This window comes from Achromobacter sp. Root83 (genome assembly GCF_001428845.1).
Classification (GTDB): Bacteria; Pseudomonadota; Gammaproteobacteria; order Burkholderiales; family Burkholderiaceae_B; genus Achromobacter.
Map to the genome: position 1 here is coordinate 1,010,343 of NZ_LMIU01000001.1, position 24,075 is coordinate 1,034,417.

Annotated in this window: 23 protein-coding genes; 12 read left to right on the forward strand and 11 right to left on the reverse strand. The window is 65.8% G+C overall.

The features are described 5' to 3' along the window. Nucleotides 1–11: 11 nt before the first annotated feature. Nucleotides 12–659 (reverse strand): arylesterase, encoded by a 648-nt coding sequence (locus tag ASE30_RS04570; RefSeq protein WP_057283036.1) that lies wholly within the window; start codon nucleotides 657–659, stop codon nucleotides 12–14. Between ASE30_RS04570 and ASE30_RS04575 the strand changes: the two genes are divergently transcribed. After that, on the forward strand, nucleotides 658–1,335 hold the full coding sequence (locus ASE30_RS04575) for an ABC transporter ATP-binding protein (protein ID WP_057283037.1): 678 nt from the start codon (nucleotides 658–660) through the stop codon (nucleotides 1,333–1,335). The two genes, ASE30_RS04570 and ASE30_RS04575, sit on opposite strands and share 2 nt — an antisense overlap. 30 nt (nucleotides 1,336–1,365) lie before the next feature. Here ASE30_RS04575 and ASE30_RS04580 read toward each other — a convergent pair whose 3' ends face one another. The 3 genes from ASE30_RS04580 to ASE30_RS04590 are packed head-to-tail and all read right to left on the reverse strand — an operon-like array spanning nucleotide 1,366 to nucleotide 5,106. Continuing rightward, entirely contained in the window at nucleotides 1,366–2,349 is a 984-nt protein-coding gene (locus tag ASE30_RS04580; protein ID WP_057283038.1) for an ABC transporter substrate-binding protein, read from the reverse strand. A 20-nt stretch (nucleotides 2,350–2,369) separates the two neighbouring features. Then, nucleotides 2,370–4,016 (reverse strand): iron ABC transporter permease, encoded by a 1,647-nt coding sequence (locus ASE30_RS04585; RefSeq protein WP_057283039.1) that lies wholly within the window; start codon nucleotides 4,014–4,016, stop codon nucleotides 2,370–2,372. Between the two features lie 13 nt (nucleotides 4,017–4,029). Then, nucleotides 4,030–5,106: an ABC transporter ATP-binding protein gene (locus tag ASE30_RS04590; RefSeq protein ID WP_057283040.1), complete on the reverse strand. Its 1,077-nt coding sequence runs from the start codon at nucleotides 5,104–5,106 to the stop codon at nucleotides 4,030–4,032. A 246-nt stretch (nucleotides 5,107–5,352) separates the two neighbouring features. Here ASE30_RS04590 and ASE30_RS04595 point away from each other — a divergent pair, with 246 nt between their 5' ends. Together ASE30_RS04595 and serB are read left to right on the forward strand one after the other, a co-directional pair. Beyond that, nucleotides 5,353–6,261 (forward strand): LysR substrate-binding domain-containing protein, encoded by a 909-nt coding sequence (locus ASE30_RS04595; protein WP_057283041.1) that lies wholly within the window; start codon nucleotides 5,353–5,355, stop codon nucleotides 6,259–6,261. Between the two features lie 13 nt (nucleotides 6,262–6,274). Next, nucleotides 6,275–6,991, forward strand: a complete 717-nt coding sequence (serB, locus tag ASE30_RS04600; protein ID WP_057283042.1) for a phosphoserine phosphatase SerB — start codon at nucleotides 6,275–6,277, stop codon at nucleotides 6,989–6,991. A 50-nt stretch (nucleotides 6,992–7,041) separates the two neighbouring features. Here the strand turns inward: serB and fabV are convergent, their stop codons facing one another. Next, a complete protein-coding gene (gene fabV, locus ASE30_RS04605; RefSeq protein WP_057283272.1) occupies nucleotides 7,042–8,232 on the reverse strand; it encodes an enoyl-ACP reductase FabV in 1,191 nt (396 codons plus the stop codon). 113 nt (nucleotides 8,233–8,345) lie between these two features. After that, the gene (locus ASE30_RS04610; RefSeq protein WP_057283043.1) at nucleotides 8,346–9,305 is read right to left on the reverse strand and encodes a DMT family transporter; all 960 of its coding nucleotides are present in this window, start codon (nucleotides 9,303–9,305) and stop codon (nucleotides 8,346–8,348) included. Nucleotides 9,306–9,379: 74 nt separating this feature from the next. On the opposite strand from ASE30_RS04610, the gene ASE30_RS04615 reads away from it, so the two are divergent. The 7 genes from ASE30_RS04615 to ASE30_RS04645 all read left to right on the forward strand — a co-directional run bounded on the left by ASE30_RS04615 (nucleotide 9,380) and on the right by ASE30_RS04645 (nucleotide 16,663). Next, complete coding sequence (locus ASE30_RS04615; RefSeq protein WP_057283044.1) at nucleotides 9,380–10,267, forward strand: LysR family transcriptional regulator; 888 nt, start codon at nucleotides 9,380–9,382, stop codon at nucleotides 10,265–10,267. Nucleotides 10,268–10,597: 330 nt separating this feature from the next. Continuing rightward, on the forward strand, nucleotides 10,598–11,644 hold the full coding sequence (locus ASE30_RS04620; RefSeq protein WP_057283045.1) for a TRAP transporter substrate-binding protein: 1,047 nt from the start codon (nucleotides 10,598–10,600) through the stop codon (nucleotides 11,642–11,644). A gap of 82 nt (nucleotides 11,645–11,726) precedes the next feature. Beyond that, a complete protein-coding gene (locus tag ASE30_RS04625; RefSeq protein ID WP_057283046.1) occupies nucleotides 11,727–12,347 on the forward strand; it encodes a TRAP transporter small permease subunit in 621 nt (206 codons plus the stop codon). Next, nucleotides 12,344–13,627, forward strand: coding sequence for a TRAP transporter large permease (locus ASE30_RS04630; RefSeq protein ID WP_057283047.1), 1,284 nt, complete (start codon nucleotides 12,344–12,346; stop codon nucleotides 13,625–13,627). Before ASE30_RS04625 ends, ASE30_RS04630 begins: the two co-directional genes overlap by 4 nt. Before the next feature lie 70 nt (nucleotides 13,628–13,697). Continuing rightward, entirely contained in the window at nucleotides 13,698–14,381 is a 684-nt protein-coding gene (locus tag ASE30_RS04635; protein ID WP_057283048.1) for a DUF2848 domain-containing protein, read from the forward strand. 90 nt (nucleotides 14,382–14,471) lie between these two features. Continuing rightward, nucleotides 14,472–15,821, forward strand: coding sequence for an amidase (locus ASE30_RS04640; RefSeq protein WP_057283273.1), 1,350 nt, complete (start codon nucleotides 14,472–14,474; stop codon nucleotides 15,819–15,821). Nucleotides 15,822–15,856: 35 nt separating this feature from the next. Next, the gene (locus tag ASE30_RS04645; protein WP_057283049.1) at nucleotides 15,857–16,663 is read left to right on the forward strand and encodes a putative hydro-lyase; all 807 of its coding nucleotides are present in this window, start codon (nucleotides 15,857–15,859) and stop codon (nucleotides 16,661–16,663) included. 6 nt (nucleotides 16,664–16,669) lie between these two features. Here ASE30_RS04645 and ASE30_RS04650 read toward each other — a convergent pair whose 3' ends face one another. From ASE30_RS04650 to ASE30_RS04670, 5 genes are all read right to left on the reverse strand, one after another. Continuing rightward, entirely contained in the window at nucleotides 16,670–18,031 is a 1,362-nt protein-coding gene (locus ASE30_RS04650; protein ID WP_156407531.1) for an alpha/beta hydrolase, read from the reverse strand. Nucleotides 18,032–18,115: 84 nt separating this feature from the next. Further along, entirely contained in the window at nucleotides 18,116–19,186 is a 1,071-nt protein-coding gene (locus ASE30_RS04655; RefSeq protein WP_057283051.1) for a porin, read from the reverse strand. 338 nt (nucleotides 19,187–19,524) lie between these two features. After that, complete coding sequence (locus tag ASE30_RS04660) at nucleotides 19,525–20,826, reverse strand: TRAP transporter large permease (protein WP_057283052.1); 1,302 nt, start codon at nucleotides 20,824–20,826, stop codon at nucleotides 19,525–19,527. Beyond that, nucleotides 20,819–21,319, reverse strand: a complete 501-nt coding sequence (locus ASE30_RS04665) for a TRAP transporter small permease (RefSeq protein WP_057283053.1) — start codon at nucleotides 21,317–21,319, stop codon at nucleotides 20,819–20,821. The genes ASE30_RS04660 and ASE30_RS04665 overlap by 8 nt, the downstream gene beginning before the upstream one ends. A gap of 7 nt (nucleotides 21,320–21,326) precedes the next feature. Next, nucleotides 21,327–22,301 (reverse strand): TRAP transporter substrate-binding protein, encoded by a 975-nt coding sequence (locus ASE30_RS04670; protein WP_057283054.1) that lies wholly within the window; start codon nucleotides 22,299–22,301, stop codon nucleotides 21,327–21,329. A gap of 282 nt (nucleotides 22,302–22,583) precedes the next feature. Here ASE30_RS04670 and nudC point away from each other — a divergent pair, with 282 nt between their 5' ends. Continuing rightward, complete coding sequence (gene nudC, locus ASE30_RS04675) at nucleotides 22,584–23,354, forward strand: NAD(+) diphosphatase (protein ID WP_057283055.1); 771 nt, start codon at nucleotides 22,584–22,586, stop codon at nucleotides 23,352–23,354. A gap of 139 nt (nucleotides 23,355–23,493) precedes the next feature. Continuing rightward, nucleotides 23,494–24,003 (forward strand): winged helix DNA-binding protein, encoded by a 510-nt coding sequence (locus ASE30_RS04680; RefSeq protein ID WP_057283056.1) that lies wholly within the window; start codon nucleotides 23,494–23,496, stop codon nucleotides 24,001–24,003. The last annotated feature ends 72 nt before the right edge of the window (nucleotides 24,004–24,075 follow it).

Sequence of the window (24,075 nt, forward strand, 5' to 3'; positions counted from 1 at the left end):
TCAGTCCGGTCCTAGTTCAACAGCGGCCGCAGCGTCGGCCACACGTTGTCCAGCAATCGAGGCTGGGCATCCTCGTTCGGATGGATGCCGTCAGCCTGGAACATCGCCCGGTTCGTTGCAATGCCTTCCATCAGGAAGGGCACGAGCCGGGCGTTTTCGTCTTTGGCGACCGTGGGAAACACCTGGGCGAAGCGCTGGGCGTAGTCCCGGCCATAGTTGGGCGGAATCTGCATGCCCACGATCAACACGTCGGCATCCGCCTTGCGGGCGGCCTGCGCCATGGTGCGCAGGTTCTGTTCGGTCATGTTGAGCGGCAGGCCCCGCAGCGCGTCATTGGAACCCAGTTCCAGCACCACCACGGCAGGCGTGTGCTGGCGCAGCAGGGCCGGCAGCCGGGCGACGCCGCCGCTGGTCGTGTCGCCGCTGATGCTGGCGTTGACGACCTGGAACTTCGGGTATTGTTCAGAAACTCTTGCGGACATCAAAGGCACCCAGCCGGTGCCACGCTTGATGCCATATTCAGCGGACAGGCTGTCGCCAACCACCAGCACGGTGCGCGGCGAGGAACCCTGCGCCGCGGCGGCGGTCTGAGCGTGGGCGGGCGCCACGATGGCGGCCGCCAGGGCGGACATAAGAAGCAGACGGGAAAATAGGCGCATGGATAGCAATAATTCAATCGTGGTGAAGGGGCTGGGCAAGCGGGTGGCCGATGCCGGCGGGACGCTGTCTATCCTGGAAGGCATTGATTTTACGGTCGCTGCGGGCAGCGCCGTGGCTATCACGGGAAGCTCGGGTTCCGGCAAGTCCACCTTGCTGGGACTGCTGGCCGGCCTGGACGTTCCCAGCATGGGTAGCGTACACCTCGCCGGCCAGGACCTGTTCGCGCTGGACGAAGACGGCCGCGCGCGCCTGCGCGCCAACCATGTGGGTTTCGTGTTCCAGTCGTTTCAACTGCTGCCTAACCTGACGGCCCTGGAAAACGTGATGCTGCCGCTGGAACTGGCGGGGCTGGCTGCCCGCGAGGCCTCGCAGGCCATGCTCGAGCGGGTGGGGCTGGGGGCACGCCTGCATCACTATCCGCGCACCCTGTCGGGGGGAGAGCAGCAGCGCGTATCGCTGGCCCGGGCTTTCGTGGTGCAACCCGACCTGCTGTTCGCCGATGAGCCCACCGGCAGCCTGGATGCCGCCACGGGCGTGACGGTCATCGACCTGATGTTCGACCTGCATCGCGAGCACGGCACCACCCTGGTGCTGGTGACCCACGATCCGCAACTGGCTGCCCGCTGCGGGCGCCAACTGGTGCTGGCCGCGGGCCGGATGGTCCAGGACAACTGAGGCCCCGGCCGGCCCGCGCCGTGCGCGGCCTTACTTGGACTTCGCGACGGCCTGGTTCCAGGCCGTGACCACCGCCTCGTAGTCGGTGGCGGCGGCTTCCTGGCTGACCGGGAAGATCTTGATGGTCTTCAGATCCGGCAGCGTGGTCAGGCTGGCGACGGCCACGTCCGTGCGGGTGGGGCGGCGGAAGTTCTTCACGAGCTGGGCTTCTTGGGACTCCTTGCTCAGAAGGCCGTCGTACAGGGCCTTGGCGGCGTCCATGTTCTTGGCGCCCTTGATGATGAACATGCCCTCGGGCGCAAGATAGCTGCCTTCGGACGGGTACACCAGCTTGATTTCCTTTTGGCCGCCGGCCACGTATTCCTGCGCGGCGTATTCCAGCGTCATGCCCACGGCGTACTCGCCCGCCGCCACGCCCTTGTAAGTGGTGCCCGACGACGCCGTGATGACGGCGTTGGCCGCGATCTTGTCCAGGCCCTCCTGGCCGAACTGCTTGTACAGGCCGTACACCAGCATGTAGGCCGTGCCGCTCTTGGAAGGATCGGTGATGGCGAACTTGTTCTTCCATTGCGGTTGCATCAGGTCGGACCAGGTGGCCGGCGCGGGCAGGCCCTTGAGCTGGCGCTCGTTGACCATCATCACCATGACATGCACGTTGGTGCCGACCCACAGGTCGTCGGGGCCGCGGAATTCGGCCGGGATCTTGTCCAGGTCGGCGGGGCGGTAGGGCTGCAGGTGCTGGCGGTAGGCGCCCAGCGTGCCGAAGCCGCCGCTCCAGAACAGGTCGCCGCGCGGGTTCTGCGATTCAGCCTCGATGCGCTTCATCATGGTGCCCGTGCCGCCGGTCACCGGCTGCACATTGAGCTTGGGCGACTTCTGCTTCACGGCTTCCAGCGCGGTCTCGATGGTTTCCGTGTTGTTGGACGAATAGAGCACGACGTTCTGCGCGTGGGCGGCGCCCGTTGCCAGGGCCGCGGCCAGGACGCTGTACTGAAGAAGGTGCTTGAGTTGCATGGGTAGCCTCTGCGAGTGGGTTATTTACCGGAGAACAGCTTGATGCGGAATGCCTTGACGGACACGATGATGGGCAGCACGATCACCGTGACCAGGGCCGCGCCGTAGGCGGACGCCATCCCCAGCCTGCCGCCGTCGACCTGCCGGAAGATGGCGATGGGCATGGTTTCCAGGCCGCCGCTGTAGGCCACGATGGAAGCCGAGAGCTCGGAGATCGTGGTGAGCCACATCAGAATGGCGGCCGAGATGATCGATGCCTTCATCGCGGGCAGGATCACCTTGAAGAACGTCATTAGCGGAGACACGCCCAGGCTGATCGAGGCTTCCTCGATCGACTCGGGGATGTTGAACAGCACCGAGGACGCGTTGCGCACCGCGAAGGGCAGGCGGCGCACGGTGTAGCACAGCACCATGATCCCGGACGTGCCGGCCAGCACCAGCCAGCCGGTATTGAAGGTCTGGACCAGCGCTATCCCCAGCACCGTGCCCGATATGGTCAGCGGCAGCACCACGATGTAGTCCAGCACCTGCGTGAAGGAACTGCGCTTCTTGATCGTCAGGTAGCTCACCAGCACGGCGAAGGCAACGCCCAGCACGGTGGCCAGCGATGCGAATTTCAGTGAATTCAGGATGGGTTCGGGCGCGCCGTGCAGCGCGCGCTGCATGCTGGCCAGGGACCATTGCCCCCACTGCATGACCGGCCCGCTGGTCTTGGTGAAGGCCGCGATGAAGACCACGATGAGCGGCAGCATGGAAATCAGGATCACCAGGCCCACGCCGCTGGTGTAGACCAGCGCCGTCCACGAGCGCACGCGCACGGCGGCGGGCGCGCGGCCCTGGGTCATGGTGTAGACCTTGCGTTCCACCACGCGCTTCTGGAAGAACAGGACGATGGCGACGATGGCGATCGACACCACCGACATCGCGCTCTGCAGCGTGGGGCTGCCGCCCATTTCGCTGACGAACGTGTTGTAGGTCATGACGGACAGGAGCGGCACGCGGCTGCCCAGCAGCATCGCCAGCGCGAAGTTGCCCACCACCAGCGTGAAGACCACCAGCGCGTTGACCAGCACGGCCGGCAGCAGCACCGGCACCAGCACGCGCAGCTTGGTCAGGAAGGGCGGCGTGCCCAGGCTCAGGCCCGCCTCTTCGAGCTGGCCGTCGAAGCCGCGCAGCGCGGCCAGCACGCCCAGGTAGATGTAGGTGTAGTAGACGAGCGTCATGGAGAAGACCATGCCCGTCCAGCCGTAGAACGAAGGCAGCGAGATTCCCGCATCGCCCAGCAGGTTGGTCAGGATGCCGTTGTTGCCCAGGATCAGCAGCCAGGACTGGCCCACGATGATCTCGGGGATCACGATGGTCAGCACCGGCAGGATCGCCACCAGATTCTTGAGCGGGAAGTCGTAGCGCGCCACCATGTAGGCGAACGGCACGCCCACCAGCACGGTGCAGGCGGTGACGGACAGCCCGAGCACCAGCGTGTTGCCGAAGGCCTCCAGGTATTGCGAATCGGCCAGCAGGGCCTTGAAGCCCTCCAGCGAAAAGCCGCCGTCCTGTCCCGTGAGGCTGTTGCCGAAGAGCACGCCCAGCGGATACAGCACGAAGAACAGCAGCAGGGCCAGGCTGATCGCGGTCAGGACGCCCCAGGGCCACCATTTGATTTTCATGGCGTGCGCGTCCTCAGGCGTTGACGACGCGGCTGTCGGCGGGAATCAGCACCTGCACGGCCTCGCCCGGCTGGAACTGCGCCACCATGTTGCCCGCGTGCAGTTCGACGCGGATCTCCGATCCGTTGTCCAGAGCGATGCGATAGGCGGTCTTGAAGCCCAGGTATTGGCGCCGCAGGACCTTGCCCGGCAGGGTGTTGGGCACATACGGGGCCGGGGCCATCAACGCCAGTTCCTCGGGGCGCGCGATCAGCACGCCCTGGGCGTCCAGCCCGGCGCTGCCCTGCATGCCGTCGAACCCCAGGCCGCAGAGTTCATAGCGGACGTGCCCGTCGGGCGCGCCGGCCAGCCCGGTGCGGGCCGGCACCGGGATCACGTTGGCCGAACCGATGAAATCGGCAACGTAGGCATTGACGGGCGTGCCATAGAGCTCTTCGGGCGTGCCCAGTTGCGCGATGTTGCCGTGGTCCATGATGGCGATGCGGTCGGACATCGCCAGGGCCTCTTCCTGGTCGTGCGTGACGAAGACGGTAGTGATGCCGGCTTCGCGCACCAGGTCCAGGATCACGTCGCGCATCTGCAGGCGCATCTTTGCGTCCAGGTTGGACAGCGGCTCGTCCATCAGCAGCACGCGGGGGCGGATGACCAGCGCGCGCGCCAGCGCGACCCGCTGGCGCTGTCCGCCGCTCATCTGCGCGGGGTAGCGGGCGGCCAGGGGCAGGAGCCCCACCTTGTCCAGCGCCTCGTTGACGCGCCGCGTGATCTCGGCGCGCGCCACGCCGCGGGCGCGCAGTCCGTAGGCCACGTTGTCGAAGGCGGTCTTGTCGGGGAACAGCGCATAGTCCTGGAAGACCATGCCGATGTCGCGGCGGTGCGCGGACACATGGGTCACGTCGTCCTGGTCGAACAGCAGGCGTCCGCCATCGGGGGAGTAGAAACCCGCGATGCAGCGCAGCAGGGTGGTCTTGCCGCAGCCGCTGGGACCCAGCAGCGTGTAGAACTCGCCGTCGGGAATGTGCAGGGACAGGTTGCGCAGCACCTGCTGTCCGCCGAAGGTCTTGACGATGCCGTCTACCGTGATCGATGCCATATTGAGTTCCTGCTTGAGGTTGTGGGCATCATAGGAACGGGCCCGGCGCGCGACCAGCAGTGTTTTTTAAGGCATGGCGTTAGATTTTCTAAGAGGTCGGCCCGCCGGCTATCCCCTAGAATGCGGCAGGATGGGGCAGGGGCCGGAACAGGCCGCGCGCCGACAATAAATAGACGACAAGGGTAAACGTGGGAAAGAGCAGCACAGCGCGGCGCCGGGCCGGCGCCCGGGCGGGCGTCATTTGAGATGGCGGGGCACAGCCTGCCGCCGTTGAAGGCCTTGCGGGTGTTCGAGGCGGCGGCGCGCCTGCGCAGTTTCACCGCGGCCGCCGACGAACTGAGCATCACGCACAGCGCGGTCAGCCAGCAGATCCGCATTCTTGAAGAGTATGCGGGTCAGCCCCTGTTCGCCCGCGAGGCGCGCGGGGTGGCGTTGCTGCCTTGCGCCCAGGCTTATTTCCCGGAAGTCCAGGCCAGCCTGGAACGCATCGCGGCCGCCACCGCCAAGCTCAAATCGCCGGTGCATGGCGGCGCGCTGCGCGTGTGCGCCACGCCCTCCCTGACTATGAAATGGCTGATCCCGCGCCTCTCGGCGTTCCAGGCCCTGCATCCCGCCATCGATGTGCAGCTCAGCACGCAGGGCCGGCCGTTCCTGGACCGCGGGGGCGACACCGGCAGCGATGTCCTGATCCGGCATGGCTACATGGCGCAATCCGACCTGGCCTGCGTGCATTGCCTGGATGACTTCCACCTGCCGGTCGCCTCGCCTCGCTTCATCGAGCGCAACCGCCTGTCGGCGCCCGCCGACTGCCTGGGCCACCCGCTCCTGAAGATATCGGGCGGCATGGATCATTGGCCGCGCTGGTTCGCGCTGGCCAAGGTGGATGTGCCCGCGCAGTTGCCCGGGCCGGTCTTCGATCACCAGTTCCTGTGCATGCAGGCGGCGATGAACGACCTTGGAATCGCGCTGGCGCCCTGGTGCCTGCTGGAAGACGACATCCGCGCCGACCGGCTGCGCCCGCTGTTTGCGCTGCCCCACCTGCCCAACGCCGGCATCCACGCGCTGTACCGCCAGGACGGCCCGGCCGCGGCGTCGGCGCAGCTATTCATCCAATGGCTGTGCACGCAAAGGCACGGCCTTTCCCATCCCGCATAGACAAGGATTCTCCATGTTCGCAACCCCGACGGCTCCGGGCCTGCGCTGGCGCGGCATCACCCCGCCGCTGGCATTGACGGACTACAAGGTCATCGCCTTCGACATGGACTCCACGCTGATCTCGATCGAGACGCTGGACGAAATGGCGGACCTGATGGGCAAGAAGGCGCAGGTCGCGGCGCTGACCGAGGCCGCCATGCGCGGCGACATCGTGGACTACAAGCGCAGCCTGCGGGACCGCGTGGCGCTTCTGGCCGGCATGCCGGAGGCAGCGCTCGACGTGGTCTATGAAGAGCGCCTGCGGATCAACCCCGGCGCCGAAACGCTGATCGCGGCATGCAAGGCGGCGGGCCTGACCTGCCTGCTGGTCACGGGCGGCTTCACGTGTTTCACGGACAGGCTGCGCGCGCGGCTGGGGCTGGACGACGTGCGCGCCAACGTGCTGGAAGTGGAAGGCGGCCGGCTGACGGGCCGCCTGGTGCCGCAGGCCTGGGGCGATATCTGCGACGGCGAGGAAAAGCGCCGCAAGCTCGTGGAAGTGTGCGCGTCGCTCGGCGTGGGGCCTGCGCGCGCCATCGCGGTGGGCGATGGCGCCAACGACTTGCCGATGATGCGCGTGGCCGGGCTGTCGGTGGGCTACCGCGCCAAGCCGGCGGTGCGCAGCGAGGTGTCGGTGGCGATCGACGAAGGCGGCCTGGACCGGCTGCTGGAATTGTTCACGCGGGATTGAATGGCGCGCCCCCTGGCCGCTGGACGCAAGCGCCAGGGCCTGGCGCGCGGTCAGATCAGGCCGCGGATTTCCACGGCCGGGTCGACGTCGGCGTCATAGTCCACGCCTTCGATCTCGAAGCCGAACAGCCGCAGGAAGTCGCGCTTGTAGCCGGCGAAGTCGGTCTGCTGGTAGAGGCTGTCGGTGGTGACCTGGTTCCATAGCGCCTGGACACGTGCCTGCACGCCCGGATCCAGCTCCTTGTAGTCGGCGCGCAGGCGTCCTTCCTGGTCCAGGATCGGCGCGGGGCCGCACAGGCTGTCGCGGTACAGGCCATACACCTGTTCGATACAGCCTTCGTGCGTGCCGTCTTCCTTCATGACCTTGAACAGCAGCGACAGGTACAGCGGCATCATGGGGATGGCCGAGCTGGCCTGCGTCACCACCGCCTTGAGCACCGACACGCGGGCGTCGCCGCCGCGCGCGGCCAGCTTGGCGCGGATGTCCAGCACCTTCTGGTCCAGATCCTTCTTGGCGGCGCCGATGGACCCGTTCCAATAGATGTCGTGGGTGATCTTTTCGCCCAGGTAGGTGAAGGCCGTGGTGGTGGCGCCTTCGGCCAGCACGCCGGCCTCGAGCAGCGCGTCGATCCACATCTGCCAGTCTTCGCCGCCCATGACCGCCACGGTCGCGTCGATCTCGGCCTGCGTAGCCGGTTCCAGCACGCCGTCCTTGATGACTTCCTTGTCGGTATCCAGTCCGCGCAGGGTCACCGATTTGCCGACGGGCTTGAGCGTGGAGTTGAACACCTGCCCGGTCTTCGGATGCGTGCGGCGCGGGGCCGCCAGGCTGTAGATGACCTGGTCGACCTGGCCCATGTCCGCCTTGATCGCGGCGATGGTCTTCGCCTTGATCTCATCCGAGAACGCGTCGCCGTTGATGCTCCTGGCGTAGAGGCCTTCGGCGTCCGCGAACTTGTGGAAGGCGGCGCTGTTGTACCAGCCGGGCGTGCCGGCCTTGCCGGTATCGCCGGGCCGCTCGAAGAACACGCCCAGCGTCTGGGCGCCACAGGCGAACGCCGCGCTGATGCGTGCGGCAAGCCCGTACCCGGTCGATGCGCCAAGCACGAGCACGCGCTTGGGACCCCCGGCGACCGGCCCCTGCGCCTTCACGTAGTCGATCTGGTTCCTGACGTTGGCCTCGCAGCCGACGGGATGGGTGGTGACGCAGATAAAGCCGCGCACGCGGGGCTTGATGATCATGAAGGCCTCTTTTCGGGGGGATGCCGGGGTGGCCGTTGCGGGAAAGCGCAAAAGGCGACGAGCATTGTACGGGAGGCCGCCACCCGGCGGCGCCGGGCGGACGGCCGCCGTCGTCAGCGCGAGGCGGCCGGAGCCGGCGCGGCGCCCTGCGCGCGGCTGCGGCGCCATTCGACCAGGCCGATGGCCATGCCGCTGGCGCAGATGATCGCGATGCCCAGCCAGGTCAGCGGATCCGGGAAATGGCCCCAGACCAGCCAGCCCACCGACGTGGCGCTGATGATCTGCAGGTAGATGAACGGCGCCAGCGTGGAGGCGGGCGCCCGGCGGTACGCGGCGATCTGGAACAGATGGCCCAGCCCGCCCGTGACGCCGGTGGAGATCAGCAGGACCCAGTCCAGCGGCGACAGGGCCTGCAGCACGGGCAGGGCGGGCGGCAGGATGAAGGGCAGGGTGAGCGTGAGGCAGACGGTGCCCACCGCGCCGCTCCAGATCAGCGAGGTGAACGGATCATCGCCCGCCACGCGCCGGGTGGCGATGAACTGCGCGGTGAAACAACAGGCCGTCAGCAGGCCGAAGACGGTTCCCATCGGATGCAGCCCGCCGCCGGGGCGGATCACGATGATCACGCCGACGAAGGCGACACCGGCCGCGACGAAGCGTGACAGGCGGGCGGGTTCATTCAGCACCCAGGGCGCCAGCGACAGCACCAGCAGGGGGGCGAGGAAATTGATGGCCGTGGCTTCGGCCTGCGGAATGTAGCTCAGCGTCGTGAAGAACATGAGCGTGGCCAGGAACATCGATCCGCCGCGGATGAGCTGCTCGCGCGGCTTGTTGCTGCGCAGCACGCGCAAGCCCCGCGCGGGCAGCACCAGCGCCAGCACCAGCACCAGATGCACCGCGTAGCGGAACCACGACAGCACCAGCAAGGGGACGCCGGCATTCATCACCCACTTGCCGCTGGCGTCCAGGCAGGACAGTGTCCACATCGACAGCACCAGCAGCAGCACGCCGGTCATCGGACCTCGCGCGGCGGAAGCGCCGGGGCGCGGGCGACCGTTATCGGCCGGGGGCATGGACAAGCTCCTTGATGGTCATAGGGCAGTGAGCGGCTGACATGATACGCTCATCCCGCCGGGGGAACAGGCCAATGATAGAACTACGCAATATCGAAACTTTTTTCTGGGTTGCCACACTGGGCAGCTTTCGCGCCGCATCCGACAAGCTCAACACGACACAGCCCGCGGTCTCGCAGCGTATCGCCTCGCTGGAGGCCGATCTGGGCGTCAAATTGTTTGAACGCGACGCGCGCGGCGTCAAGCTGACGGCCAAGGGGCACGAACTGCTCTCGCATGCCGAGCGCATGCTGCAGGTGCGGCGCGACATGTTCGAAGCCGCGCGCGAACAGAACGTCATGACGGGCACGGTGCGGATCGGCGTGGCCGAGACCATCGTGCAGACCTGGCTGCCCACGCTGATCGAATTGATCCACACCACCTATCCGGCGCTGGTGCTCGAGATCGAGGTCGATACGACGCACGTCTTGCGTTCGCATCTGATGTCGCGCCAGATCGACCTGGCCTTCCTGATGGGCCCGGTGCTGGAGGCAAGGGTAGAGAACCTGCCGCTATGCACCTACCCGCTGGCGTGGGTGGCCAGCCCGCTGCTGGACCTGGGGCCGGAACCGCTGACGCTGGCAACGATCGGCAAGTTGCCGATCATCACCTATCCGTCCAACAGCTCGCCATACCGTGTCGTGCGCGACATGCTGACCCGGGCGGGCATCCCTTCGCCGCGCATGTACGGAAGCGCCTCGATGTCCATGGTGGTAAGGATGACGCAGGACGCCATCGGCACCAGCGTGATCGCGCCGGTGTTCCTGGGCAAGGAACTGGCCCGCGGCGAATTACGCATTCTGCACGTCGAGGCAGATCCGCTGCCGGAACTGAGCTTCACCGCAACCTGGGTGCAAGGCCCGGACAGCCACGCCGTGCGCGTCATCGCGCAGATGGCTCAGAAGGTCGCCGCGCAGGCCTGAGCCAGGAATTGGCCGTAGGTGTTTTCCCCAGCACTCGAGCTGGGGAGCGACGCCCGGGTGTGCCTGCCGGACCAGATCCGCGGGCCTTCCGCTGCCCGCAAGGCCGCGCCGCAGCGTCGTCTGCCGAAAATCGCGCAGGGGGTTCGGGCGAGACCCAAAAATTATTTATACCCCCACATCGCAACTTACGATTGGACGCTGCTGTCCCCTGGCGATGCAATGGCGTTACAGAAAAAAGTAGCGGCCCTGACTATCCGATTACTACCCGCTCGCGACCAGGATAACGGGATCCCGCGCGCCAGACCATCCCGCCAGCCAGGAGTTTTGTCCATGAAGAAGTCTCTTGTTTTCGCCGCCGTCGCCGCCAGCTTGCTGGCCGGCGCCGTCCAGGCCCAAGACCTGCCCAAAACCCAGTTGAAGGTCGTGGGAGGCCTGTCCAACCTGACCGCCTACAACGACTACGAGAAGCCGTTCTGGACCAAGACCATTCCCGAGCTGTCCAAGGGCCAGGTCACGGCCGAAATCAAGGGCTTCAATGAGATGGGCCTGAAGGGCCCCGAGCTGCTGCGCCTGATGTCGCAGGGCGTGATCGAATTCGGCACCGCCACGCTGTCGTACTTCGCCAGCGACAATCCCATCAACGAAGCGATCGACCTGGCCGGCCTGGCGCCGGACGTCAAGACCGCGCGCGCCGTCACCGACGCGTTCGAGCCCGTGTACTCCAAGCTCTACGGCGAGGGCAACAACGTCAAGCTGCTCGGCATCTCGACCTATCCTGGCCAAGTGCTGTTCTGCAATGCCGAGATCAAGAGCCTGGCCGACATCAAGGGCAAGAAGGTGCGCACCAGCAGCCGCACCACCGCCGAGTTCGTCGAGGCGCTGGGCGGCTCCAGCGTAACGATGGCCTTCGGCGAAGTGGTTCCCGCACTGCAGAACAAGGTGGTCGATTGCGCCATCACCGGGTCGCTGTCGGGCTATTCGGCCAAGTGGTACGAGGTATCCACTCACCTTGTCGCGCTGCCGATCAACTGGAACCAGCAGATCCATGCCGTCAACCAGAAGGCCTGGGACAAGCTCGATCCCAAGGTGCGCACGTTCCTGCAGGCCAATATCAAGACGCTGGTCGACAACATCTGGGACGCCGCCGCGCGCCAGACGCAGGAAGGCTATGACTGCAATACCGGCGCCGCCGCTTGCCCGTTCCCCGTCAAGGGCAAGATGGTGCTGGTGCAGCCTTCTGAGGCCGACCACGCTCTGGTGAAGAAGGTCGCGCAAGAGGCCGTGCTGCCCAAGTGGGCCGCCCGCTGCTCGGCGCAGTGCGTCAAGGACTGGAACGCCACCGTCGGCAAGACGTTGGGACTGACCGCCAGCAAGTAAGAAGCGCGTGGGCGCGCCGGCCCCGTGGGCCGGCGCGTCTTCCAGTCCGCTATCGCGGACCGTGCCCCCAAAGGTTCCATTCATGACTCAAATCGAACACTTCCGTCTGCTCGGCGGCCTGTTGCGCCGCGCGGAGAGCTTCTCGCGCGTGGCCGTATGGGCCGGCGGCGCCCTGACGGTGGCCAGCGTGCTGCTGATCTCCTTCGACGTACTCGCCCGGAAATTCCTGGGCTTCACGACGGGCGGCGCGGACGAGCTGTCCAGCTACGCCTTCGCCATCAGCACCTCCTGGGCGCTGGCGTTCGCCACGCTGCAGCGCGCCAATGTGCGCGTCGATGTGCTCTACCAATATTTGCCGGTGCGCCTGTCGGCCGTGCTGGACTGGATTTCCATGGTGGCGCTGGCCGTCTTCATGGTGTTCCTGACGTACTACGCCTATGACGTGGTGCATACATCCTGGATGCAGAAGTCGGCGGCCAATACCCCGTTGGCCACGCCGTTGTGGATTCCGCAGGGGTTGTGGCTGCTGGGCCTGGCCTGGATGTGCATCACCGTCGCGCTGATGCTGGCGCGCGCCTCCGCCGCCCTGGTCACGGGCGATATCGAACTGGTCAAGCAGATCTGCGGCGTGCGTTCCGCGCAGGAAGAAGCTGACGAAGAAGCCGCCGCGGGCGAGCGCATGGTGAAGGGAGAAGCCGCATGATTTCCACTGCCTTGATATTGCTGCTGGTGCTGATCGGGCTGTCCATTCCCGTGGGTGCCGCGCTGGGCGTGCTGGGCCTGATCCTGGATCCCCTGTTCTCGATGCTGCCGCTGTCGCGCGCCATCGGCGAAATTTCCTGGAGCTCCAACAACGAGTTCCTGCTGGTTGCCATTCCGCTGTTCATCATGCTGGGTGAAGTGCTGCTGCGCGCGGGCTTCGCCGAGCGCATGTATGGCGCGATGAGCCTGTGGCTGTCGTGGCTGCCGGGCGGGCTGATGCACGCCAACATCGGCGCCTCCACGCTGTTTTCCGCAACCTCCGGTTCCAGCGTGGCCACGGCTGCCACCGTGGGTACGGTCGCGATTCCGCAGATCCGCAAGTACGGCTACAACGAACCGCTGTTCCTGGGCAGCCTGGCCGCGGGCGGGACGCTGGGCATCCTGATCCCGCCGTCGATCAATCTGGTCATCTACGGCGTGCTGACGAATTCCTCGGTGCCCAAGCTTTACCTGGCGGGGATCATCCCGGGCTTCGCGATGGCGGCGTTGTTCATGCTGACGGTGGTCATCGCCTGCGTGGCGAAGCCTTCGTGGGGCGGCAAGAAGATCCACGCAAGCTGGGGCCAGCGCCTGGCCAGCCTGGTGCACCTGGCGCCGCCCATGGGCATCTTCTTCCTGGTGGTCGGATCGATCTACGCCGGCCTGGCGACACCGACGGAAGCCGCGGCGCTGGGCGTGCTGGGCGCCTTCATCCTGGCGGCGTGGTTCCGCAGGCTTAGCTGGTCCATGCTGCGCGAGGTCATGGAAGGCACCATGCGTTCCACCGCGATGATCATGCTGATCGTTATCGCGGCCAGCTTCCTGAACTTCGTCATGTCGGCCACCGGCCTGACCGACGCATTGACCAAGTCCATTACGGGGCTGGGGCTGTCGCCGGGCTGGATGCTGCTGATCGTGGTGATCTTCTATCTGGTGCTGGGCTGCTTCATGGAAACGCTGTCCATGATGATCACGACGATCCCCATCGTCGCACCGATCATGATCGCGCTTGGCTATGACCCGATCTGGCTGGGTATCGTCATCATCATCCTGGTCGAGGCTGCTCTCATCACGCCGCCCGTCGGGCTGAACCTGTTCGTGGTGCAGAGCCTGCGCAAGAGCGGCTCCATGAGCGCGGTCATCGTCGGCAGCCTGCCGTTCGTGCTGGCCATGTTCGTGATGCTGGCCCTGCTGGCGTTCTGGCCCGACCTGGCGCTGTGGCTGCCGCGCGTGTTTGGCTGATTCCCCTTCATTCGATTCCAGCGCGGCGTGACGCCGTGCCGTTCCAAACTCTTTTTACAGCAGGACAGACATGAAAGCCGTATTCCAGATCGACGACGCCAATCCCCGCCAGGTGGAAGTGGACTTCAACACCGTGATCGTGGCGGGCTGGGCCGGCCGCGACATGGCCGCCATCGAGCACCATATCGAGGAACTGGCCGCCATCGGCGTGCCGCGTCCCTCCAGCGTGCCCCTGTACTACCGCATCGCCGACAACCAGCTCACCCAAGCCAGCACGGTGCAGGCGCTGGGCGAGGAGTCTTCCGGCGAGGTCGAGACCTTCGTGTTCGCCGTGGACGGCGAGATGTATGTCAGCATCGCCTCGGACCATACCGATCGCAAGCTGGAGACGGTCAGCGTGGCCATGTCCAAGCAGGTCTGCGTCAAGCCCGTTGCGACCGTGGCCTGGCGCCTGGCCGACGTGGCGGACTACTGGGATGAGCTGGTCATCCGCTCGTACATCGTCGAAAACGGCGAGAAGGTCCTGTACCAGGAAGGGCCGTTGTCCACCCTGCGTACCCCGCAAGACCTGATCGCCGGCTATACCGGCGGCGCCGCTACGCTGCCGCAGGGCGCGGGGATGACCTGCGGCACGGTGGGCGCCATCGGCGGCATCCGCGCCGCCGCGGACTTCACCATGGAGCTCTTCGATCCGCGCCGCCAGCGCACGCTGCGCCACAGCTATCATGTTGAATCGCTGCCCGTCGTGGCCTGATTCCGGCCACGCACGCCATTGAAAACCGGGCGCCTCCCCGCGGGAGCGCCCGTCCGCACTTTTACGCCGCCAGGCGGCATTAGGACAATGATGGTTTCGACCCTGAATGATCTGACCTTGGCCCTGAGCGAGGGCCGCAGCACGTCCGTCGAGCTGACCGAAGCCGCGCTGGCCCGGGCCCAGGACGAGGCGGGCGAGGGCGCCCGCGTGTTCACCAAGCTCTACGCCGAGACCGCGCTGGCGCAGGCGCGCGCGTCCGACACCCTGCGCGCGGCCGGCATCGTCCGTTCCGCGGTGGAGGGCTTGCCGATCAGCATCAAGGACCTGTTCGATATCGAAGGCGAGACCACGATGGCCGGCTCGGTGGCGCGCGAAGGCGAGCCCGAGGCCGAAGCGAACGCCGAAGTCGTGCAGCGCCTGATCGCCGCCGGCGCCGTCATCATCGGCCGCACCAACATGACCGAATTCGCCTATTCGGGCCTGGGCATCAATCCGCATTACGGCACGCCGCTGAACCCCTATGACCGCGCCACCGGCCGCATCCCTGGCGGCTCGTCCTCCGGCGCCGCGGTGTCGGTCGCGGACGGCATGGCCGCCGCCGGCATCGGTTCGGACACGGGCGGTTCGGTGCGCATCCCCGCCGCCCTGTGCGGCCTGACGGGCTTCAAGCCCAGCGCCTGGCGCGTGTCCATGACGGGTGTGTTGCCGCTGTCTGCCAATCTGGACTCCATCGGTCCGATCGCCGCCAGCGTGCGCTGCTGCGTCGAGCTGGACGCCATCCTGTCGGGCGATGCCGGCCCCTTGCCGCAAGCGCTTCCCGTGCGCGGCCTGCGCCTGGCCATTCCGGCCACGCTCGCCTTGGATGCCATGGACAATCACGTCGCAGCCAGCTTTGCCGCGGCCGTGCAGCGCCTGCAGGATGCGGGCGCGCTGGTCGACCGGATCGAGATTCCCGAATTCGCCGAACTCGCCGCCATCAACGGCAAGGGCGGTTTTACCGCCGCCGAGGCCTGGGCCTGGCACCGCGGCCTGATCGCGCGCGCCGGCAAGCGCTACGACCCCCGCGTGGTGTCCCGCATCATGCGCGGCCAGGACATGACCGCGGCCGATTACCTGGATCTGCTGGACGCGCGCGAAGCCTGGGTCGCGGCCGTGGACCATCGCATCGCGGGGTACGATGCCCTGATCATGCCCACCACGCCCATCGTGGCGCCGGCGGTGGCTGACCTGCAGGCGTCCGACGACGCCTACTACGCCGCCAACGGCCTGATCCTGCGCAACCCCACGCTGATCAATTTCCTGGATGGCTGCGCGCTGTCGCTGCCTTGCCACGCGCCCGGCACCGCGCCGGTGGGCCTGATGATCTCGGGCAGCAACGGAACCGACCGCCGGATCCTGGGCATCGGGCTGGCCGTCGAAGACCTGTTCGCAGGGCGTTGAACGGCCTTTGAGAAACCCGCAACAAGAGAATTTTCATGGTTGACGCCGATAAAGCTAGAAACAGCCTTGCGCTGGCCCGCCAGGCACGGCTGGATGCGCGCAGCGGCCGCCTGACCGGTCCCACGGCCAATCTCGCGCCCGGGCATGTGCAGGCCAACCTGGCGATCCTGCCGCGTGCGCTGGCGGCGGATTTCCTGCATTTCTGCCAGCGCAATCCCAAGCCTTGCCCCTTGCTGGCCATGTCCGAACCGGGGGACCCGTCCTTGGCGGAACTGGGAGCGGATATCGACATTCGCACCGACATCCCGCGCTACCGCGTCTGGCAGAACGGTGAACTGGTCGCCGAGCCCACGGATGTACGGGACATCTGGCGCGACGATCTGGTGTCTTTCCTGATCGGATGCTCGTTTTCGTTCGAAGAGGCGATGCTGGACAACGGCCTGCCCGTGCGCCACATCGAACAAGGCAGCAATGTGCCGATGTATCGCACGAACATCCCGACGCATCCCGCCGGCGTTTTCGGCGGGCCGCTGGTGGTATCCATGCGGCCGCTCAAGGCCGCGGATGCGATCCGCGCGATCCAGGTGACGTCGCGTTTCCCCTCGGTCCATGGGGCGCCGGTTCATCTCGGGGATCCGGCCCTCATCGGTATCCTGGATATCGCGCATCCCGATTACGGTGACCCCGTGGAGATACGCCCCGGGGAAATCCCCGTGTTCTGGGCATGCGGCGTGACGCCGCAATCCGTCGTGGCAGCCGTCCGGCCCGAATTCTGCATCACGCACGCGCCCGGCCACATGCTCGTCACGGACCTCATCAACAGCCGCATGGCGGTGTTGTAGCGCGTTTCAGCGCATGCGCATCAGGTCCGAGACGCGCTGTTCGTAGTCCGGGGGGAAGGTCCAGAAACGCATTCCCTGCGCGGTGAAACCTTCCTGCAGGCCACGTTCCGCCGGCGCCTTGTGCCACAGGAACTGCATCAGGACATCGCTGCTGACCCAGGCGTTGCTGAACCAGAAACTGTGCGCGCGGCGGCCCAGGTCGGGTATGTTGCGCGGATCCACCCAGATCATGTCGAAGTTCAGGCGCTGGGACGCCGCGTTCACGAAGTCCACCTGTTCTTCTGTCAGGTCATCCGCGCTGGGGCGGCCGGCCCGGGACGCGCGCTGATGGCGCGCCGCGAAGCGCAGGGCGCGGTCGTCCAGGTTGGCACCCAGGCTCACGCGCTCGGTCAGGTCGATGTACTGGCGCAGGTCCGTCACGAACCGGTAGGTGTCCTCGTCGGGCGCGGCGAAGTAGATCTGCCCCAGGCGCAGCCGCGCGCGCAAGGCCTCGCGGGTTTCGCCTTCCTTGGGTTGAGCCAGCGTCGCCAGGCCCTCGCTGGCAATCCGGGCGCCGGCGCTGAATGCAAGCACGTTGATGTGCTCGGCGTTCGTGTTCCGGGACAGCATCTCTATCAAGCGGGCAAACGCGGGCACGGAGGCGCGCGCCGTGCGGACGTCGGTGGCATAGGCAAGCAGGCTGCCCGCCGAAGGCCACAGGAACGCAAGCACGACGGCCTGGCGGCCCGTGAAGTGGTGAAACTGCGCGGCCTGCGCGGTGCCGCGCCAGACCGCGTTATTGAAGCCGTGCACGTAGATGATGAGATCCCGGTGCTGGCTGGCCGCCAGGGCGTCGTTGATGAGGGCGAAGTACGCCTGCGCCTCCGGCGAAGTCTCCGCATCGCTTTGCGGGGTGAGCGCGACCAGCTCATCCATGCGCTCCAGGCTGAGCACGGGACGGCCGCGCTGGCTGGCCGAGGTGGACAGAAGGCGCAGTTGTTCCCAGTCGAGCGTGCCGTCGCCGATCTGCACCCGCGCCACGCCCATGCGCAGGGTGTCGCTGGGAAAAATGGAGTAGAACGGCTGGCGCGATTCAAGGAAGACCGCGCGATTCGTGGCATACAGCAGGGGTATCGATGTGCTGCCGCCGCGGGCTTCCTTGTATTCGAAGGGATCGACGACGCCCGTCGTGAATTTCAGCGGCGTGGGCATGAGCTGGACGGGCGACGAGCAGGCCGCCAGGACCGCCACGGCCGACACCGCCATGGCTGTCCTGGCTGCCCGCGACAGGCGGGCAGGCCAGGCGTTCGTGCGGGCATGGAAGAGGCTCATGCGGTGCGCCTGGTTCATGTTGAGGAACTGGCGCCACGCATGCACTGCCAGCAACACGCGACAGGCCAGTCGGATTCCCCGGCAAACGAGGAAGTCACGCGTTGGATTGTCGCCGTGCTTGTTGCGGCGATCAAGCGGGAATCAGAAAATGTGCCGGAAACCCACTGCCGCGCCGACCTGGCTGCTCTTGCCGGCGATTTCGCCGGTGGCGGCGTCGCCGACCTTGTTCCAGTCCACGGTGCCGTACAGTTGCGAACGCTTGGACAGCGAGTATTCGGCCACCGCGACGAGCGCATAGCGCTTGCCCTTGTCGCCTTCCTCGACCACGTTCTCGCTGCGGTCGTAGTAGGCGGCGCCGGTGATCGCCCAGCGCGGCGTGGCCTGCCAGGTCACGCCGGCGAAATAGCCGTTGTCCTTGCGGTCCAGGCTGGCGGTGGTGGTGCCGCCCATGACGCCGTTCACCCAGCCGGTTTCGTCGCGCCCGTTGAAGTAACCCGCGAACACCTTGGCGGAGTCGAACTGATAAGAGGCGTTCAGGTTCCACACCCGCTGGCGCAGGTCGGAATCCGTGCCGGCGTAGGTCTGCTGATAGGCGGCGCCCAGGCCCAGTTTGCCGGCGGTATAGCGCAGGCTCGCGCCATATTGCTGACCGGCCTTGCGGTCCTCCCAGTCGTCGCCGTTTGCCCACGACGCCACGACGGCCAGATTGCCGAAGGTGTTGGCGTACTTGGTCATGTTGTTGGTGCGCACGCGCGACATGGCGGCGGGCAGCCAGGCGTTCTGCTCGTAGTTGCCGACCGTAAGCGGGTCGAAGTAGTCGGCCAGCAGATCGAACATCGGGGTGTTCTGCAAGCCCAGGGTCAGGATGCCGACGCCGCCGCCGTCCAGGCCCACGTAGGCGAGGCGGCTGAAGGCTTTGGTCGTGTCGGACCCTTTGCCGTTCTGCAGGTTGATGCCGTTTTCCAGGCGGAAGAAGGCGCGGTTGCCGCCGCCCAGGTCTTCCGAGCCGCGCAGGCCCCAGCGGCTGTTGGAAATGGCGCCATTTTCCATGGATACGCGGCTGCCGTCTTCGCCCACGCTGCCGGAGCTGGTGTTCAGGTAGCGGATGCTGACGTCGGCGATGCCGTACAGGGTGACGCTGGTTTCGGCGCTTGCCGCGCCGGCGGCCAGGCCGAGGCTGGCCGTGGCCAGCGTTAGTGCGATGCGTTTCATTGGGACTCCTCCTGGTGTAGCTGATTTGTGATTGCGCCGCGCTTATGGCTCGGCTGGTCGCGCCCGGCGGGTCGCCGGACGCCAGGCCGCTGCACCGACGCTGTGGGTCAGCGCGGGTCCGGAGCATTGGCCTGCTTGCAGAACATGCGCCATGTTGGTGCCGCGCATGGACGCAAGAGGATTCTAAGAAAGTTGGGGAAGTCGGAGAATTCCAAATTATTCGGCGTTTTCCCTGGTTTACAGGGCGGGAAAACAGGGGCTGCCTCGCGCGGGCGATAAAAAACCCCGTTCAGGGAACGGGGTTTTGGTCGCGCATGCCGGGGTTTGGAACCCTTGGCCTACAGCGTCATGTGCAGCGGCAGCCAGGTGGCGATTCCGGGCAGGACATACAGCAGCAGCACGGCCAGGATCATCAGGAAGAACATGGGCAGCGAGGCGCGCGCGATGTAGGGCAGTTCCCGCCCGCTCATGCCGGAAAGCACGAACAGGTTGAACCCCACCGGCGGCGTGATCTGTGCCATTTCCACCACGAACACGATGAAGATGCCGAACCAGATCAGGTCGATGCCGGCGGCCTGCACGGTCGGCAGCAGCACGCCCATGGTCAGGACGACGATGGAAATGCCGTCCAGGAAGCAGCCCAGGATGATGAAAAACACCATCAGCGCCATGATCAGCCCGAACTGCGACAGGCCCAGGCCGCCGATCCATTCCGCAAGCGCGCGCGGCAGGCCGATATAGCCCATCGCCAGGGTCAGGAACTGCGCACCCGCCAGGATCAGCGCAATCATGCAATACAGCCGTGTGGCGCCCAGCAGCGATTGCTTGAAGGTGGACCCGTTGAGCGAGCCTTGCAGGGCAGACAGGATCAACGCCCCCACCACGCCGACGGCAGCCGCCTCGGTGGCGGTGGCGATGCCGGTGTAGATGGACCCCAGAACCGCGCCGATCAGCAGCATGACCGGGATCAGGTGCCGCGAGCGGGACAGCTTCTGCATGAACGTCAGGCCCGGGTCCGCGGCCGGCACCTGGCCGGGATTGCGGATGGCCCACCAGGCGATGTAGCCGCTGAACAGCAGCGCCAGCAGGATGCCCGGGATGATGCCGGCAATGAAAAGTTTGGCGATGGAAACGTCCGCTGCCACCCCGTACACGATCATGATGATGGAAGGCGGGATGAGCAGGCCCAAGGTGCCGGCGCCCGACAGCGTGCCCAGGATCTTGTCCTCGGGGTAACCGCGGCGCGTCAGCTCGGGGATGGTCATCTTGCCCACCGTGGCGCAGGTGGCGGCCGACGAACCCGACACCGCCGCGAAGATTGCGCAGCCGATCACGTTCGTATGCAGCAGCCGGCCAGGAAGGCGGTTGAGCCAGGGCGCAAGCCCCTTGAACAGGTCTTCGGACAGGCGCGTGCGGAACAGGATTTCTCCCATCCAGAGAAACAGCGGCAGGGCGGTCAGCGTCCAACTGGACGACGCGCCCCAGATCGTGACGGCCATGGCGTCGCCAGCCGGACGGCTGGAGAAGATTTCCATCCCGATCCAGGCGGTGCCGGCGAGCGTCAGGCCGACCCAGACCCCGCAGCCCAGCAGGACGAAGATCGAGACGACCAGAAGGGTAATGACGAGAAGTTCATTCATGGGTTTGCTGCGAAGTGGCGGCGGACTGGCCGCGCAAACGGCGGATCAATTCATCGACGATGGCGACCAGGAACAGGATCGTGCCCACCGCCATGGAAATCTGCGGAATCCAAAGGGGCGTGGCGTCGTTGGACGTGGAAATGTCGTTGAACAGCCAGGAATCGTAGGTCAGCTTGACGCTGAAGAAAGCGAAGGCGCAAGCGAGCAAGGCGCCGACGGCCAGCGCAAAAATGTCCAGCCGGCGGCTGCCTGCCGGCGCCAGCGAATTCAGCAGCAGCGTCACGCGGATGTGCTCGCCGTGCTTGAACGTGCTGGACAGGGCAAGGAAACCGGCCGCGGCCATGAAGTACCCGGCGTAGGCGTCGGTGCCGGGGATGTTGAAACTGAGCTGGCGGGCGATGATCGCCGCCAGCACCGAGACCAGCACGCCTATCGTGCACAGGCCGGCCAGCAGGCCGGCCGCGCCGTACAAACCATCTAAAAAGCGGCGCATGGCGATATCACTGCTTCTTGTAGGCGTCGATCATGGCCTGGCCGTCCGCGCCGGCCTTTTTCAGCCAGTCTTCCAGCATGCGCTTGCCGATCACGCTCAGGCCTTCCTTGAGCTCGACCGTGGGCGCGATGGTTTCCATGCCGTTCTTGGCCAGTTCGGCCTGATACCACTTGTTCTTTTCCTGGGACAGCTTCCAGCCGCGCTCTTCCGCCTGCGCGCCGGCCTTCTTCAGGGCTTCCTGCGTGGCGGGGTCCAGGGCGTCGAACGCCTTCTTGTTGACGATGATGGCGTTCTTGGGCAGCCAGGCCTGCGTGTCGTAGAACTTCTTGATGTACTCGTAGGTCTTGGTGTCGTAGCCGGTGGACGCGGACGACATGTAGGAATCGATCACGCCGGTGGCCAGCGCCTGGGCCAGTTCGGCCTGCTGCACGGTGACGGGCTGCGCGCCGACCAGTTCGGCGATCTTGGCCGTCACCGGGCTGTAGGCACGCCATTTCAGGCCCTTCATGTCATTGATCTGCTTGATGTCCTTGTTGGCGAAGATGCCCTGGGGCGGCCATGCCACCGCGTACAGCAGGGTCATGCCCTGCGAGGCCAGCTTCTTTTCCAGGAACGGCTTCTGCGCCTGGTACAGCTTGAACGACGCGTCGTAGCCGGTGGCCAGGAAGGGCAGGCCGTCCAGTTCGTAGATCGGGTCTTCGTTGGCGAAGTTGGTCAGCAGGATCTCGCCGATCTGCGCCTGGTTGCCTTGCACCGCGCGCTTGATCTCGGGCGCCTTGTACAGCGATGCGTTGTTGTGCAGCGTGATCTTCAGCTTGCCTTGCGACAGCGAATCCACGTCCTTGATGAAGGTCGTCAGGTTCTCGACATGGAAGTTACTGGCCGGATAGGCGCTGGGGAGGTCCCACTTGGTCTGGGCCTGTGCGCCCGCACTGAATGCCAGGACGATGCTGCCGGTCAGCAGCGAGATTTTCTTGTACATGGGTGGTCCTTCTCTGCGAATGGTGAAGACGGGTCTTGCCCGATAGGCATTGCGAAAAAAGAATGCGCGGCACGGTAGCGCGCCGCCGGAGTGCCGTGCCATTCTATGTTGCTGTGCGGTAACAAAGCGCGGGAAATCGCGCATTTACGGGTAATTCCTAAGGGGTTGCTGTTGTTCATTGGTTGACGGTTCAAGCAATCGCACGGCCCCGCATCAAGCACGGCGGGCCTGAGGCTTTTTCTTCTAAGATCGTGGAATTGAAAACGTGCTGCCGAGGCTAGTGTGAATTTCGTTTTTCGCCGTGATGAGTTGCTGGTCGAAGAGACGTCCAGCGTGTTGCCGGATACGGCCCTGTGTGAACGCATCGGCCTGCCGGCCGCGGCGCTGCAGCCGGTCTGGATGCAATCGGGATCCCCGTATCGCACCGTGTGCGTCGACCCCGGCATCGAGGCCCCGCAAGGCTATGCCTTCAAGAAGCTGCGCTCGCTGTTCGGCGTCTTCGATGACGAAGGGATGGCGCTGGCGGGGCGTGCCTACCAGATCGCGGAATGGGCGCGCACGCACCGGTTCTGCGGGGCCTGCGGCACGCCGGCCGAGCGCGTCAGCCATGAATTCTGCCTGCGCTGTCCGTCCTGCGGCTTTTCGGCCTATCCGCGCATCTCGCCGGCGATGATGGTGCTGATCCGCAAGGGCGACAGCATCCTGCTGGCGCGCCACACCACGTCGCCCACGGCCCGCTACACGGCGCTGGCGGGCTTTGTCGAGCCCGGCGAAAGCATCGAGCAGACCGTGCACCGCGAGGTCCTCGAAGAGGTCGGGCTGAAGGTCGGCAACCTCCAATACTTCGGCAGCCAGTCCTGGCCGTTTCCGCATTCCCTGATGGTCGCGTTCACGGCCGACTACGTGTCGGGGGATATCCGGGTCCAGGAAGACGAAATCGCCGACGCCCGCTGGTTCGGCCCGGGCGACCCCATGCCAGACATCGCGCCCCGTATCTCGATTGCCGGGTGGCTGATCAACGCCAACCTGCCGATGGGGTGGACGGCGCCGTGATCGCGGCCTGACGACGATTCAAGTCGTAGGGGTATTCCCTCGAAATGAGGGGATTTTTATGGTTCCAGATCATTTTTTATTGATGAAATATAGATAAATTATTAGTATTTCACTCAGATAAACTTGGCTCCCGCCTCTTATGACGCCCACCTTGATTGCTTCATCGGCCCACTTGGCCGGCGGCAGCGCGCCCGATCTTTCCGAGGTGGAGTTCGGCCTGATGATCGCCAGCCACGCCTTCGACCGCTGGACGGTGCGGTGCATGGCGGCGGCGGGCCTGCCCGACCTGACACCCACCGACGTGATGGTGTTTCACCACGTCTACCACCGGCAGCGGCCCAAGAAGCTTGCCGATATCTGCTTCACGTTGAATGTGGAAGACACCCACATCGTCAGCTACGCGTTGAAGAAGCTCGACAGGCTGGGCGTGGTGCGCGGCGAACGCAACAGCAAGGAAGTCTTCTATAGCGTCACGCCCGAGGGCGCGGCGATTCTCACGCGCTACGGTGAAATCCGCGAGCAATGCCTGACCGCCGGACTGGACGCGCCGGGCGGGGGCGGGCTGGAATTCAGCCGCCAGCTTGCGCATACGCTGCGTGCCCTGTCGGGCCTGTACGACCAGGCGGCCCGCGCGGCAACCTCTCTTTAAACACATTCGGGGCATGCCCCCGTCATCCGCAAGCCGACCGCGGCCGGGCGCGCCGCGGCGGCCCTTGTTTTC

What these genes read in the sequence shown, in the direction of transcription:
- ASE30_RS04575 (WP_057283037.1), top strand. Translation starts at nt 658, where the DNA reads ATGGATAGCAATAATTCAATCGTGGTGAAGGGGCTGGGCAAGCGGGTG.
- ASE30_RS04570 (WP_057283036.1), bottom strand. Translation starts at nt 659, where the DNA reads ATGCGCCTATTTTCCCGTCTGCTTCTTATGTCCGCCCTGGCGGCCGCC.
- ASE30_RS04580 (WP_057283038.1), bottom strand. Translation starts at nt 2,349, where the DNA reads ATGCAACTCAAGCACCTTCTTCAGTACAGCGTCCTGGCCGCGGCCCTG.
- ASE30_RS04585 (WP_057283039.1), bottom strand. Translation starts at nt 4,016, where the DNA reads ATGAAAATCAAATGGTGGCCCTGGGGCGTCCTGACCGCGATCAGCCTG.
- ASE30_RS04590 (WP_057283040.1), bottom strand. Translation starts at nt 5,106, where the DNA reads ATGGCATCGATCACGGTAGACGGCATCGTCAAGACCTTCGGCGGACAG.
- ASE30_RS04595 (WP_057283041.1), top strand. Translation starts at nt 5,353, where the DNA reads ATGGCGGGGCACAGCCTGCCGCCGTTGAAGGCCTTGCGGGTGTTCGAG.
- serB (WP_057283042.1), top strand. Translation starts at nt 6,275, where the DNA reads ATGTTCGCAACCCCGACGGCTCCGGGCCTGCGCTGGCGCGGCATCACC.
- fabV (WP_057283272.1), bottom strand. Translation starts at nt 8,232, where the DNA reads ATGATCATCAAGCCCCGCGTGCGCGGCTTTATCTGCGTCACCACCCAT.
- ASE30_RS04610 (WP_057283043.1), bottom strand. Translation starts at nt 9,305, where the DNA reads ATGCCCCCGGCCGATAACGGTCGCCCGCGCCCCGGCGCTTCCGCCGCG.
- ASE30_RS04615 (WP_057283044.1), top strand. Translation starts at nt 9,380, where the DNA reads ATGATAGAACTACGCAATATCGAAACTTTTTTCTGGGTTGCCACACTG.
- ASE30_RS04620 (WP_057283045.1), top strand. Translation starts at nt 10,598, where the DNA reads ATGAAGAAGTCTCTTGTTTTCGCCGCCGTCGCCGCCAGCTTGCTGGCC.
- ASE30_RS04625 (WP_057283046.1), top strand. Translation starts at nt 11,727, where the DNA reads ATGACTCAAATCGAACACTTCCGTCTGCTCGGCGGCCTGTTGCGCCGC.
- ASE30_RS04630 (WP_057283047.1), top strand. Translation starts at nt 12,344, where the DNA reads ATGATTTCCACTGCCTTGATATTGCTGCTGGTGCTGATCGGGCTGTCC.
- ASE30_RS04635 (WP_057283048.1), top strand. Translation starts at nt 13,698, where the DNA reads ATGAAAGCCGTATTCCAGATCGACGACGCCAATCCCCGCCAGGTGGAA.
- ASE30_RS04640 (WP_057283273.1), top strand. Translation starts at nt 14,472, where the DNA reads ATGGTTTCGACCCTGAATGATCTGACCTTGGCCCTGAGCGAGGGCCGC.
- ASE30_RS04645 (WP_057283049.1), top strand. Translation starts at nt 15,857, where the DNA reads ATGGTTGACGCCGATAAAGCTAGAAACAGCCTTGCGCTGGCCCGCCAG.
- ASE30_RS04655 (WP_057283051.1), bottom strand. Translation starts at nt 19,186, where the DNA reads ATGAAACGCATCGCACTAACGCTGGCCACGGCCAGCCTCGGCCTGGCC.
- ASE30_RS04660 (WP_057283052.1), bottom strand. Translation starts at nt 20,826, where the DNA reads ATGAATGAACTTCTCGTCATTACCCTTCTGGTCGTCTCGATCTTCGTC.
- ASE30_RS04665 (WP_057283053.1), bottom strand. Translation starts at nt 21,319, where the DNA reads ATGCGCCGCTTTTTAGATGGTTTGTACGGCGCGGCCGGCCTGCTGGCC.
- ASE30_RS04670 (WP_057283054.1), bottom strand. Translation starts at nt 22,301, where the DNA reads ATGTACAAGAAAATCTCGCTGCTGACCGGCAGCATCGTCCTGGCATTC.
- ASE30_RS04680 (WP_057283056.1), top strand. Translation starts at nt 23,494, where the DNA reads ATGACGCCCACCTTGATTGCTTCATCGGCCCACTTGGCCGGCGGCAGC.